This window comes from Mesorhizobium sp. M7A.F.Ca.CA.001.04.2.1 (genome assembly GCF_003998485.1).
Taxonomy (GTDB): Bacteria; Pseudomonadota; Alphaproteobacteria; order Rhizobiales; family Rhizobiaceae; genus Mesorhizobium; species Mesorhizobium ciceri.
In genome coordinates this window covers 1-12,931 of the sequence record NZ_RZQT01000152.1, presented here as the reverse complement: position 1 = coordinate 12,931, position 12,931 = coordinate 1, and the positions used below count along the sequence as shown (strand labels likewise).

Sequence of the window (12,931 nt, the reverse complement as noted above, 5' to 3'; positions counted from 1 at the left end):
TCGTCGTAGCCTCCAGAACAATGGCAGCTACAGAATCACATGCGATTCAAACACTTCAAGCCATTTTCCGGCGTCGCTTCTTCACGCTTGACCACAGCACGAAGCAAATGTGTGCGCACGCTAGCCCACAGGGGAGAAGGCAAAGCGCTGCACCACCGCTCGATTGCCCCGAACGCCGCGGCGGTTTATGTAGAACCGCATGAGCGACACGACTTCACGCCTGACAAGCTGGATGGATCTCGCCAACCCGACGCGCTTCGTCGGGCTGGCGGACAAGGTCGTGCCATGGCTGGCCACGATCGCCGCACTGATCCTCGCAGTCGGGCTCTATATGAGCTTTGCCGCGCCTGAGGATTTCCAGCAAGGCATCACCGTTCGCATCATGTACATCCACGTGCCTTTCGCCTGGCTGGCCATGATGTGCTACACGCTGATGGCGGTTTCCGCACTCGGCACGCTCGTCTGGCGGCATCCGCTGGCCGATGTCGCGCTGAAATCAGCCGCCCCCATCGGTGCGGTCTTCACCGCGCTGGCGCTGATCACCGGTTCGATCTGGGGTAAGCCGATGTGGGGCACCTGGTGGGTCTGGGATGCGCGGCTGACCTCGGTCTTCGTGCTGTTCCTGATGTATCTCGGCATCATCGCGCTGACCCGTGCGCTCGACGATGCCAGCCGCGCCGCCTGGGCCGCCGCCATCATCACGCTGGTCGGCTTCATCAACATCCCGATCATCAAGTTCTCGGTCGACTGGTGGAACACGCTGCATCAGCCGGCCTCGGTGTTCCGCATGGGCGGCTCCACCATCGACCCCAGCCTGCTGTGGCCGCTTCTGGTGATGGCGCTCGGCTTCACCGTGCTGTTCTTCGCGCTGCACCTGATGGCGATGCGCACCGAAATCCGCCGTCGCAGGATTATCGCCATGCGCAGGGTCGCGGCTCGGCAGGCGGAAAGACAGGACTAGGTTTCCCCTCTCGCCATTCGAATTGCAACCAACAGCAATCTTATTCCTGCTTTCGCCTAAACAATTCTGCTGTGTTGCTGTACAGCAACGAGATGTCCCAAAAGGTCGCCTCGACTAGACCGTCCATTGACATCTTCCCCTGAACCGAGCCAAGTGCCAGTCACTGTTATTCGGCGGGGAATCAACGATGAAATTGCGTTTACTGACTGGGGTATCGATATTCGCATTGGGACTTGGCTGGAGTTCGGCGCACGCCGCCGATGCTATCGTCGACACCCCGAGGGCGGAGGATCTCTGGTATGTCACCCTGTTTGGCGGAGCCAGTTTCCCCAACAATGTGAAGACCGACTTCTATGGCGACCAGTATTCGGTTGATCTTAAGACCGGGTTCGTGATCGGCGGCGCTGTCGGCCGACGCATCAACGATGTGTTCCGTGTCGAAGGCGAACTGTCCTACGCACGCTACAAGGCAAGCGAGTACAATTACGGCGGCCCGAATAACTATCCGGCTTCCGGCAACCTGTCGGCTACTTACCTTCTCGCCAATGTCTGGGCCGACGTCGCGCACTTTGGCGATGCCAAGCTCTATGTCGGCGGCGGCCTCGGTGCCGCCTACGTTACCGCAGACACGAATTTCGACGGTAACGACTATGGCTATGGGCCGGGCGGCTGGGGCTTTGCCGGCCAGGTGGGCGCCGGCATTACCTACGCCGTAACGCAGAATGTCGACCTCGACTTCGGCTACCGGTTCAAGGCGGTGACAAGCGTGGATCTGGATGACAATGATGGCGGCGGCACATACGAGAATGCCAAGCTGTATTCCCACAATCTCCAACTGGGCGTTACCCTCAAATTCTGATTTGATCAGGCTGTCGCACGCCGCGACCGGGATTTGACGGATGCCGCTCTTGCCACGCCGGCAGCCCTTGGGTCTGCCGGCAATGATCCCAGCCTCTCTTCCGACCGCCGGTGAACCGGCGGAAAAGACATTGCAGCGCGGCATCGACCTGCAACGGCGCAAGCGTTTTCGCGAGGCCGAGTTTTGCTACCAGACGGTGCTTCGCACGCAGCCCAAAAATGCCATGGCGCTGAACCTGATGGGCACTCTGGCCATCGAGGCCGAGCATTATGACGCCGCCATTGCCTATATGGAAAAGGCGGTCAAGCTCGAACCGGACAATGCCATCTTCCGCAACAATCTCGGCAACGCCTACAATGTCACCCGCGACATCGAGCGCGCCCGTAAACATCTAAAGAAAGCGATCGCGCTTGACGGCCGGCTCATCGAAGCTTTGTGCAATCTCGGCCGGTCCTACCGTAGCCAGCTCGAGGGTGACATCGCCGAAGGTTTCTATCGCCGGGCGCTGGCGGTAGACAGCCAATCGCTGACAGCCCTTGCCGGTATGGGCGATCTGCTCACCGACATAGGCCGGCAGACCGAGGCGGTCGAATGTTTTGGCCGCGCGCTTGCCATCGACCCGAGCCATGTCGAGGCGCTGGCCGGAATGGCGCTGGCGCGCCGGGCGGTCAAGGACGATCCAGCGTTGCCTTTAATACGGGCTCGCCTGGAATTGCCCATGACAACCGATCGCGAGCGGGTGGTGCTGCACCACGCCGCCGGCAAGATCCTCAACGATCAGCGCGAGTATCGCCTGGCCATCCGCCATTTCGCGCAGGCCAAGGCAATTTCCGGCAATGATTTCGACATTGACCGGCACACCCAGCTTTACGACAGCTTCATCGGCACTTTCGATGCCGACTTCTTCGCGGCGCGGCCGAAAATGGGAAATCCGTCGAGACGCCCGGTCTTCATCGTCGGCATGCCGCGGTCGGGAACAACGCTGACCGAGCAGATATGCGCCAGTCATCGCGATATCTATGGCGCGGGCGAACTGTCGACCATTCGCTCGTTGGCCGGTGAACTCGGGTTCGACAAACTCGATCCTTCTGTCTTCACCAAGGCCATGGCGGCACTCACTCCGGCCAAGGCGAAAGAGCTTGGCTCGAAATATCTTGACGATCTCAGCAAGCGCAACAGCAAGGCGCGGCTGGTCGTCGACAAGATGCCGCATAATTTTGAGATGCTGGCCTTCATCAGCCTCATCTTGCCAAATGCCCGCATCATCCATTGCCGGCGCGACCCGATGGACAATTGCACGTCCTGCTTCATGCATAACTTTTCCGAAGCACATGGCTACAATGCCGATCTGACCAAGCTCGGGCAGTATTACCGGCAGTATGATCGCTTGATGCGCCATTGGGCCAAGGTCATTCCACTTGATATCCTCGACATGCCCTACGAAGAAACGGTGTCCGATTTCGAAAACCGCGCCCGTGGATTGATCGGGTTCCTCGGGATCGAATGGGATGATGCCTGCCTCCGTTTCCATGAAACCGAGCGCACGGTGCGGACGCCGAGCCGCTGGCAGGTGCGCCAGCCGATCTATTCATCATCGGTCGAGCGCTGGAAACTGTATGGCGACGCCCTCGATCCATTGAAAGCCGCGCTGGGTCCAGTTCTTCAACGCTGAGTGTATCTGGCGTTCAGTTCGGGCGCGTCGGTCTCACCCCATTCTTCCGCGCGCCGCCACCGGCAGCGTTTCCAGCACTTTGTCGCCGTCGATCAGATTGACCTCGTTGAACAGGTTGGTGACGACGCAGCAATGGTCGGGCACGACACGCACGCGCTCGCCGATGCGCAATTTGCCGTCACCCGAAAGCGTGACGGTGCCGTGCTCCTCGCTCAGGCCCGTCACCCGCGCTCCCGGCACGCCGAGCAACTCGCCGAAATCGGCGAGACCCAGCGTGTCGCTGGACAGCGCCTTGCTGCCGGCATCGAGGATAGCGCGCGTCGCGGTGGGATGGCTGACCACCGTCGACAGCACCGTCAGCGCGCAATCGTCGAGCGTGCCGACGCCTTTGGCGACCTGATAGCGGTCGAGATAGATGTAGGTGCCTGGACGATACTCCGTGACAACAGATGTATCGCTGGAGCGCCACATATCCGGCGTGCCGCCGCTGGAGATGCGTTCGCAGGCGAGGCCCGATGCGGCCAGCGCCTGCTTGGCGTCGGCGAGCCAGGCTTCGGCCTCCGCTGCCTTCCCGGCGGCCGGGTAGGTCATCAGTCCTCCGAAGGCGAGGCCACCGGCTCTGTCGATCTGTCTTGCCAGCGCAACCGCTTCATCGGCCGACTGCACGCCGCAGCGACCCATGCCGGTGTCGCATTCGACCAGCACCGGTAGACGATGACCGGCATCGGTGAAGGTGGCTGCCAACCCTTCGAGCGTCTCCATGCTGTCCGCTGTCACCGACAGGGTGACGCGCCCGTGCAGCGCCAGAAGCCGCTCCAGCTTGGCGTGCCCAAGGATGTTGTAGGGAAGAAAAATATCGGCCAGCCCGGCATCGGCCATCACCTCGGCCTCGCCGATCTTCTGGCAGGTGATGCCGACGGCGCCGGCCGCCACCTGCTTCTTCGCCCAATAGGGCAATTTGTGCGTCTTGATATGCGGCCTGAGCTTCAGCCCGTTCTTGTCGGCATGCGCCTGGGCGCGGGCAATGTTGGCTTCGGCGCGCGCGGCGTCGATGAGAATCGACGGCGTATCGAGGTCGTGGACGGTCGGCATCATCTTTCACCCCATGAGGAATCCGCGGGTTTTATGGCCCTGAAAATCCGCGATGTCACGCGGCCAGCGAAGCGGATCTGTGGTCCATGCGCCTAAGCGCAAGGCCGGGCAGGGCGGCGAGATGGATCGACACCGCATCGACGTTCGGCTATGCGATTTGCCAGACAAATCGATACGAAGGGATCATGATCATGAAGCGCTCCGCCATCAACGACATCATCCGCGAAGCCGACGCTTTCATCCGCTCGTTCGGCTACATCATGCCGCCCTTCGCCTATTGGTCGCCGCAGGAGGCGAAGGCGCGCCAAGCCGACTCCGCGGCCGTGTTTACCTCGCGGCTCGGCTGGGACATCACCGATTACGGTCAGGAGAAATTCAGGGAACTCGGCCTGTTCCTGTTCACCGTTCGCAATGGCCGCTACGAGGATATGAAGAAGGGCATGGGCATGCTCTATGCCGAGAAGATCATGATCTCGCGCAAGGATCAGCTATCGCCGATGCATCGCCACAACATCAAGGCCGAGGACATCATCAACCGTGGCGGCGGCAAGCTGGTGCTGGAACTGTTCATGCATGACCGCGACGGCGGCATCGATCCCAAGGCCGAGGTTTCGGTGCCGGTCGACGGAACCATCCACAGGCTGCCTGCGGGCGGGCTCCTGAAGCTCGACCCGGGCCAAAGCGTCACGCTGCTGCCCGGCGTCTGGCATGCCTTCTGGGCCGAGGGCAAGGACGTGCTGATCGGTGAGGTCTCCACCGTCAACGACGATCTCACCGACAATGTGTTTCGCGAACCGATCGGCCGTTTTTCCAACATCGACGAAGACGTTGCCCCGATCCATCTGCTGGTGTCCGACTACGAGAAGTGGCTGGGGTAAGGGGCCGCTCCACGCCCTCGGCGACGCCAGTCACACGACCGTGTGACTAGTCACACGGTCGAAAGTGGGTAGGCCGTAGCGCCTACCTACTGCGATCCTTGTTCGACCGATCCTGCCGCTTCGTCCTTGAAGACGACCTTTGTGCCTTTTTGCACTTCAGAGGCGAGGTCTTCGGCATCCCAGTTGGTCAGCCTGATGCAACCATGCGAGAAGGTCTTTCCGATCTTGCCTGGGTCCGGAGTCCCGTGAATGCCGTAGCTATCGATGGACAAGTCGATCCAGACCGATCCCACCGGATTGTTTGGCCCGGCAGCGATCGTGAAGGGGCGCTTGCTCCTCACTCCCTTGAAGGCAAACTCGGGATCGTAATGATAGGTTGGGTGGTGCACCACGCGTTTGACCTCCGCCTGGCCACTCGGCGCGGGCTTCTCCTGACTTCCGATCGAGGCGGGGTACGTCGCAAGCACTTTGCCGGAAGGGTCAAGCACCCGAACCTGGCGAGCGCTCTTGTCGACCTCGACGCTCGCGATGTCTTGCGGCGGATCACCTCGGGTGACAGCTGGCACGAGCAGCTTTTGCCCCGCCTTCCTGAAGCCGATGCCGGGATTGAGCCGTTCAAGCAGTTGCTCGCTGATGTGGAAGCGCTCCGCCATCTTTTCCAGGGCATTGTGGTAGGCCAGCCTGGGCAGGCGGGCCATCCTCTCCATGCGCGCCGGAATTCGCCTGGTGAACGGCCCATGCACATCCTTGCGTGTCAAATCATAGGTCTCAATCGCGGGGCGCGAGGAGGTCGCGACCAGCTTGTCCCATGTCTCGCGGGTGAGCTTGCCGTCGGCAGGCAATCCGTTGGCCGCTTGGAACGCACTGACTGCCCGGGTGAAGTTCTCCGCCTGGCGGCCATCGATCAGGCCTGGCGAGAAGCGTGCACGATCCAGGAGGATTTGCGCCTTCAGCACGGTCGCACTGACGCCTTTCGCTTCGCTGCCGTCAAATTGGGCGTTGTTGACGGCGGCCGCGTCCAATTTTGCCGCCGCCGTTGCATCGCATGCGACGACGAGCATGGCGACCGCGACAAGAACGAGCCTGATCATGGAGGTCACACTCCCGTATAGGCACCTGCTTCTATGACGTCGCACGGCCGATCTGGTTCCATTTCCTGCAGTTGCGTCCGACTGCCGAGTGCCGTGCGCGCAGTGAACCCGGACCAGGAGCACCCGGTGGTGGCGCGGGTGCATTGTTGATAAGGGGCCGCCATCATCAAGATGAATGGCGACTCCCGTCAGCGCATGTGTTGGCTTCAGAACCGCAGAGACCGGAGCGACAACGGGCCAACGCCCGATTGAGTCCGTCTCCACAGGCTCGGTGACCGAGGAGAGCCAGGATGCAATTTCCTGCCCAGAAGAACAAAGGACCGGCTCAACCAGCCGAGGATGAGCGCCAGGCACGGCTTGAGAAAACAGCCAGGCTCAAGCAGCTTCGCTCCTATGCTTCCTGGCTTTCGTCTGACCCAAACGCCCAACTTCACGATGAGATAGACTGTTCCGTGCTGATCGAAGGCGTGGGGCGACGCAGCATGGAGCCTTGGCTGATCGGCAGGTGACATACCCGGGCGGCGAGGTTTCCACCGCCAACGACGATCTGGTCGACAATTTGTTTGGCTAAAGCAGTTCACCGTTTCACGGAAACGGCGACCCGCTCTAACTCCTTGTTTTGACGCAATTCCGGACGGAAAACCGTTTCACACTTTTCCTGGAATTGCTCTAGCCGATCGGCCGCAACAGTGGCGACAGGCAGACTTCGCGTCAGTGACAGCAGCCTTGCTGCGCGCTCGTCCTGCACAGGCAGGACGAGGTGATCGGTACGTCCGCCTTGGCCAGCGCCGCTGCAAGGCTTGTCTGCAATGTCGGCAATTCATCGGTCTCGCCGCGCCGTTTCAGGCATTCCACAAGCCCGTGCAATGCCCAGACATTGTTCGGATGCTGGGCACAGCGCTGCACCGTGCCGCTCAGGCCCAGATCGTCGCGATAGACCTGTTCTGCTTCCTGCGCGTGACCCTGGTCGAGAAGCAGCGCCGCCAGCGCATGGCGCGGCGGGTGCATCCAGGCCCACGGCTCGGTGTAGGACAGATTGTCGTCAAGCTCGACCGCCTGCCGCAAATGGCCATACGCCTCCTCATGCCGGCCCTGGTGGTACGCGAGCTCGCCGTCGAGCAGGGCGGCACCGACAGCCAGCGAAGCTTGCGCCGGGTTGCTGAGGAAGCGCCGCTCGGGCGCAATGCCTTTCAGATGCCGATGGAACTCTTCGCGCTCACGTTCAGCCTCAGCGAAATGCTTGAGCGTCGCATGCGCCACACCCTTGGCGTAGCGCTGCATGGCCGCCGTCAGCACATAGAGGCCCGGCTCCTCGGTGACCGGTTCGTCGATGATCTCCTGCCAGCGGCCGAAGCGCACCTGCACATGCGATTTCATCGCATGGTAGCCTTCCACCGTCTGCGTGAGCTTTGGCCGGCCCTGGATGGCGACCACGTCGCGCGCGACCAGGCTGCGCACTCTGTCGGCCGCCCACAATGCAGGCTGGTACTGGCCCGACAACATGCAGGTGAACATCATCAGATGCAGATCGTGGCAGCAGCCGAGCAAATAATAGGTCGGCTCGTCGGCATAGGCGAGATAGAGGTCGTTGGCACGCACCGCCTTTTCGCTGGCGCGTTTTGCTTTCTCATACTCGCCGCACAGCACATAGATATGCCCCGGCATGTGGTTCATGTGCCCGGCATCGGGGCACATTTCGCCGAGCAGATCCGCTGACCGCATGCCGCGCTCCGGCATCGTGGACATTTCCAGAAGATGGATGTGCAGGTGGACGATCGCCGGATGTTGTGCTGCGCCGGCCTCATCGGCAAGCCGGATCGACCGCTCGCAGACGTCGAGCGCCTCGACGACATCGGAATTCGGCGCCGGCGCGCCGGTCTTGAGGTTCCACAGCCGCCGCACCGTGCGCATCATCAGTGCTTCGACCAGCAGGGCCATCACATCATGGTCATCGGGAAAGTCCCGATACACAAGCCGCATCGCGGCGGCATAGGCGTCATCCCAACGTTCGAATTCGTCCAGGCTCACCCGGTGTGGCTTCTGGAAGCGGGCGGCCAGCGCCTCGATCAGCCGCTTCTCGATCTTACTGGCGGCAGCCGCATTGGCCCGCGCCAGCTGGACATGCTCGAAGCAGCGCTTGGTCGCGCTGTCGGCTTCGGCCTCGCCATGCTCCTTCCAGGTCAAATTATAGAAAGGCCCGGCGGCATAGGCGATGCCCCAATGCACCATCGGACAGTCCGGATCTGTTTCGAGCGCCTTCTCAAAACACTTGATGCCTTCCTCATGGTTGAAGCCGTAGCACCAGTTAAGGCCAATATCGAACCAACGCTGGGTTTCTGTCGAGCGAGTGGAGATGGGGCGGCGGTAGGTGCCGAGGTCGAAGCGGTCCATGTGGTCTCATTCAATTCTGATTGCCAGCGAGCCAGCTCTGGTCAGACTCCTTCGCCATCAATGTGTGCCGAAACTGGCAGGCATGGCAAACGCAACGAGTGCCATCGCTGCTTGCATTTGGATACTACCGCCCTTAGCCGGTCTCTTCGGGCACCGTTTCATTTTGCCAGCCGGCTAGCTCAGGCAGGTCGTCAAGCCAGCTTTTCTCGGTCATCAAGGCATCGCCGGCCTGCGGAGCAGCCTCGGTGGCGTTTTGAATGAGCCAGTCCATCCACTTCCGATAGGCAGCCGGGGTCAACTCGGGCGGCAGCACCTTGGCCTTGGCCAGCATGCGTTTGCGGAAACTCACCTGCCTGCGGAGTTTCGTCGTCGTGAATTTGATGGTCTTGCCCTGATATTCGACCGTCCAGCGCCCGTCGCCGTGGCTGGCGAGCCTGTCGATGGCGAAGCCGCTATCCACCGGCCTATCCCGCCAAGGAAGCTCGACGGCATTCTTCCTCAGATCGAGTGCCCATCGCCTGTAGTTGGTCCCGGCACGCTGGGGCGGCAGCACCCCTGTCTGTTCGAGCATTTTCCTGCGGAAGGTCGGCTGCTTCTTAAGCTGGCCTGTCGTCAGCTCGATGCGATGCCCGCGGAATTCGACGTGCCAGCGGATCCTGCCATTGCCGAAATACTTGACCAGCCTGTCGATGACGAATTCGTCGTCGGAGAGCGTCACGCAGCCTTGGCTGATGCGTTCGAGAATGAATCGGCTGTCACTGACCATTACGCGTTTGCTCCATGCTCCTCGATGTAGCAGAGGCCGGGTGCCGGGAGTGGAGCGCGACCGGAATCGGCCTCGGCTTCATCGAAGGAAATCACGCAGCCGAGGCGGCCTACAGGAAGGCAGGGTAAGTGACGACACGGCGCGCGATGCGGCGAACGCCGGAATAAATATGCCGGCTCGTCGGATCGACTGGTGTTGCTGGCGGTGTCTTGAATTTCACGCTTGGCGCGTTCGACGGGGTCGCTGGTACAGCACTCCACTCGCTTAATCTGGTGCCATCTGGCAATTGGGGCCAATCCATTTATTTGCCGAAGTATCGAGTTCATTGTCCATGTCGGAGGCGCTGCATACAGGATACCGATCATCACCGCGCCGAGCCATACTTAAGGACTTATACCGGCGAAGGAGTGCATCGTGATCTTGGGGCTGTTGGCCTTGTCGCTGCGACGAAAGCTTCATCATGCAATTGGCAAAAGCATCCGTGCCTTGTTTAAAACCAAAGCCGGTACACTGCGCCTTGTCTTCCGCAGTCTGGGTTTGACTGGCATTCCCCTTGTCTGTCGTGCAGCCAACCAAGAAAGTAACGAACATCAGAAATCCGATGAAGACCAAAGCGCGCATTCCGTTCTTCCTTCGATAATTTCGATCCTTTGACGATCCTATAAATGTCACCCCGCCGCAACCCACCATAGCTGGGATCCCGTCAGGTGGTCGCCAGGGAGCATTTCACGATGATGAGCGTTGGTGATTGTCTTGATCGAGAGAAGAGGAGTGGCTGGGGAACCTGGATTCGAACCAGGACTAACGGAGTCAGAGTCCGTGGGTCTACCGTTAACCTATTCCCCAGCAGGCACGATCTTGAATATCACGATAAACGTGAAAACCGTGCGGGCCGAGCGGGCAAGCCGCTGTGAGCGCTGCCTTGTAGCCGCCAGCGGAAAATAGTCAAGCCTGCTCTGTGCTTCAATGGCACGTTTCGACAGGACGCCACACTTCAGATGCCGGCGCGCGGCGCCTAGTCCAATTCCAGCCTTCAAGGCTCCGTCCGGCTGAACTGCGAGCGTTCGAAGAACAACACCACGCCCAGGCCCAGAATCAGCGGGACGATCAGGTAGAACAGCCGGAACACCAGCAGCGCCGCCAGCACGCCGACCGGATCCATGTCTGACAGGCCGGCGAGGAACACCACCTCGAACACGCCGAGTCCGCCCGGCGCATGCGAGATCTGCGCGATCGAGAAGGAGACGAGGAAGACGCCCAGTATGACGAAGTAGCCGGGATTGTGGGCTGCGGGCAGGGCGAAGAAGATGATCGCGGCTGCGGCCAGCAGTTCGATCGGGCCGATCAGCAACTGCCGGGCGACGATCGGCAGCGCCGGATAATGCAGCTGAAAGCTGGCGATCTTCAGCGGGCGCAGATGCAGCCAGCTGCCGAAGACATAGGCGGCGACGAGCAGCAGCATCGCGATACCGGCCGCTTCGGACAGGCCATGATGGGCGATGCCGGAAAATCGGTCGAGTATCTCAGGCTCGAACACCAGAACGAGGCCCGAGGCCAAAATCGTCGACAGCACGAAGGTGATCCAGCAGACCGCCACCAGCACGCCGACATCCTGTCCGGTCAGGCCCCTGGTACCGTAGGCGCGGTAGCGGATGACGGCGCCCGAGAACACCGAACCGCCAATGTTGTGCGACAGCGCATAGGTGGTGAAGGAGCACAGCGTGACGAACAGCCACGACACGCGCTTGCCGATATGCAGAAGCGCGATGTGATCGTAGCCGGCGAGCGAGGCATAGGCGATGATCGAACTCAGCGCGGCAAGGATCCAGCCGCGGGTCGGAATGGCCGTGATACCGTCCCATACATCGTCGAGCGAAACGCCGCGCAGTTCGTGCCAGAGCAGCAGCAGCGAGAAGATCACCGCCGCGATACCGACGACCGGCCAGAAATAGCGTCTCCAGTTCATTGCCTGACTGCCATGCGTTGCGGGGTCCGCTTCCTTTTTTCGTGGCTGGTGGGAGGCCGGCTTTGCCGGATTCTTCCGCTCATTTCAGAAATGCCTCATCGAAGCCGGCTATTCAACCGCGAACCCTTGTCGCAGCGGCGGCCGGCAAGATTTGTCCGTGGGGCGCCCGAAAGAGATGCCGGCAGGCGTTGCGCCGGCAACTGCGGCGTGCGGATTCATCACGCGGCCGCGCCGGAACGGCGGTCAGCGGCCTGCCGGTAAAATTCGGCATGCGGCTCTTGGTGATCGGGCACGGCGCTGTTAGTCTGGCGACAACTTAAAACACTGAAGCGCCTGCTGCGTCCATCATAGGTTCGCGCGGCGCCGGAAGGAACGACAGTGGAAGACCACGATACCGGCGCCGGCGCGCCGGAGGTGGGCGTGTCCAGCGCTTCCCAGCGGTCGGCTGACCCGGGGAACGCAAGCTGGCAGCAACGCCGCCCGACGGAGCTCCGCTCGGCAGACGGGCAGGCGGGCGACGCACCCCACAAAGGCAAGCCCAAGAAGCGGCGCAAGCGAAGGCGCGGGCGCAAGGTTTTTGCGCGCGACGAAGCGCGTCCCGCGGAGAATCGATCGCCGGCGCTAGGCAAAACCGGTGCCCCGGCGGCGGAGGCCCACAGACCGGCGGAAGCGGTGGTCTCGCCCGCCGCTCTTGTGCCGCGGCCGGAACAAGGCGCCCGTCGGCCGCCGGTCCATGAGCTTCCGGTGTTTGCGGCGCTTGACCTCGGCACCAACAATTGCCGGCTGTTGGTCGCCGTGCCGACGCGGCATGGCCAGTTCCGCGTCATCGACGCCTTTTCGCGCATCGTCCGGCTGGGCGAGGGGCTCACCGCCAATGGCCGGCTCGGCCAGCCGGCGATGGACCGCGCGGTCGAGGCGCTGAAAATCTGCGGCGACAAATTGCGCAACCGCAAGATCAGAAAAGCCCGGCTGATCGCCACCGAGGCCTGCCGCACGGCCGAAAACGGCGTCGAATTCATCGACCGCGTCGAACGCGAGGCCGGCCTGAAACTCGAGATCATCGACCGCCAGACCGAGGCGCGGCTGGCGGTGTCCGGCTGCGGCTCGCTGGTCGAGCGCGACACCCAAGGCGTCGTGCTGTTCGATATTGGCGGTGGCTCGTCGGAAATCGCGCTCATCGATCTCGCCGGCCGCCGTTCGCCGAGGTTGGCCAATCATATCGTGTCGTGGACGTCGCTGCCGGTCGGCGTCGTCT

The 12,931-nt window shown here is 61.6% G+C and carries 10 protein-coding genes, 1 tRNA gene and 1 pseudogene; 5 read left to right on the top strand and 7 right to left on the bottom strand.

Features of this window, described 5'->3' with window-relative positions:
- Positions 1-199: 199 nt before the first annotated feature.
- From EN955_RS30000 to EN955_RS29990, 3 genes are all read left to right on the top strand, one after another.
- Entirely contained in the window at positions 200-961 is a 762-nt protein-coding gene (locus EN955_RS30000) for a heme ABC transporter permease (protein ID WP_024505770.1), read from the top strand.
- A 187-nt stretch (positions 962-1,148) separates the two neighbouring features.
- Entirely contained in the window at positions 1,149-1,820 is a 672-nt protein-coding gene (locus tag EN955_RS29995) for an outer membrane beta-barrel protein (RefSeq protein WP_024505769.1), read from the top strand.
- A 40-nt stretch (positions 1,821-1,860) separates the two neighbouring features.
- Entirely contained in the window at positions 1,861-3,492 is a 1,632-nt protein-coding gene (locus tag EN955_RS29990; protein WP_024505768.1) for a sulfotransferase, read from the top strand.
- A gap of 33 nt (positions 3,493-3,525) precedes the next feature.
- On the opposite strand, the gene EN955_RS29985 is transcribed toward EN955_RS29990, so the two are convergent.
- Positions 3,526-4,584, bottom strand: coding sequence for a D-TA family PLP-dependent enzyme (locus tag EN955_RS29985; protein WP_024505767.1), 1,059 nt, complete (start codon positions 4,582-4,584; stop codon positions 3,526-3,528).
- Between the two features lie 191 nt (positions 4,585-4,775).
- Between EN955_RS29985 and EN955_RS29980 the strand changes: the two genes are divergently transcribed.
- Complete coding sequence (locus tag EN955_RS29980; RefSeq protein WP_024505766.1) at positions 4,776-5,462, top strand: D-lyxose/D-mannose family sugar isomerase; 687 nt, start codon at positions 4,776-4,778, stop codon at positions 5,460-5,462.
- Between the two features lie 86 nt (positions 5,463-5,548).
- Here the strand turns inward: EN955_RS29980 and EN955_RS29975 are convergent, their stop codons facing one another.
- The 6 genes from EN955_RS29975 to EN955_RS29945 all read right to left on the bottom strand — a co-directional run bounded on the left by EN955_RS29975 (position 5,549) and on the right by EN955_RS29945 (position 11,676).
- Complete coding sequence (locus tag EN955_RS29975; protein WP_024505765.1) at positions 5,549-6,553, bottom strand: L,D-transpeptidase; 1,005 nt, start codon at positions 6,551-6,553, stop codon at positions 5,549-5,551.
- A gap of 711 nt (positions 6,554-7,264) precedes the next feature.
- Positions 7,265-8,944, bottom strand: coding sequence for a hypothetical protein (locus EN955_RS29965; protein WP_024505764.1), 1,680 nt, complete (start codon positions 8,942-8,944; stop codon positions 7,265-7,267).
- Between the two features lie 133 nt (positions 8,945-9,077).
- The gene (locus tag EN955_RS29960; RefSeq protein ID WP_024505763.1) at positions 9,078-9,710 is read right to left on the bottom strand and encodes a hypothetical protein; all 633 of its coding nucleotides are present in this window, start codon (positions 9,708-9,710) and stop codon (positions 9,078-9,080) included.
- A gap of 264 nt (positions 9,711-9,974) precedes the next feature.
- Entirely contained in the window at positions 9,975-10,331 is a 357-nt protein-coding gene (locus EN955_RS29955; protein ID WP_024505762.1) for a hypothetical protein, read from the bottom strand.
- A 151-nt stretch (positions 10,332-10,482) separates the two neighbouring features.
- Positions 10,483-10,556, bottom strand: a tRNA-Gln gene (locus EN955_RS29950).
- Positions 10,557-10,743: 187 nt separating this feature from the next.
- On the bottom strand, positions 10,744-11,676 hold the full coding sequence (locus EN955_RS29945) for a lysylphosphatidylglycerol synthase domain-containing protein (RefSeq protein WP_024505761.1): 933 nt from the start codon (positions 11,674-11,676) through the stop codon (positions 10,744-10,746).
- 378 nt (positions 11,677-12,054) lie between these two features.
- On the opposite strand from EN955_RS29945, the pseudogene EN955_RS29940 reads away from it, so the two are divergent.
- Positions 12,055-12,931 (top strand): annotated as a pseudogene (locus EN955_RS29940) (Ppx/GppA family phosphatase); the annotation flags it as partial.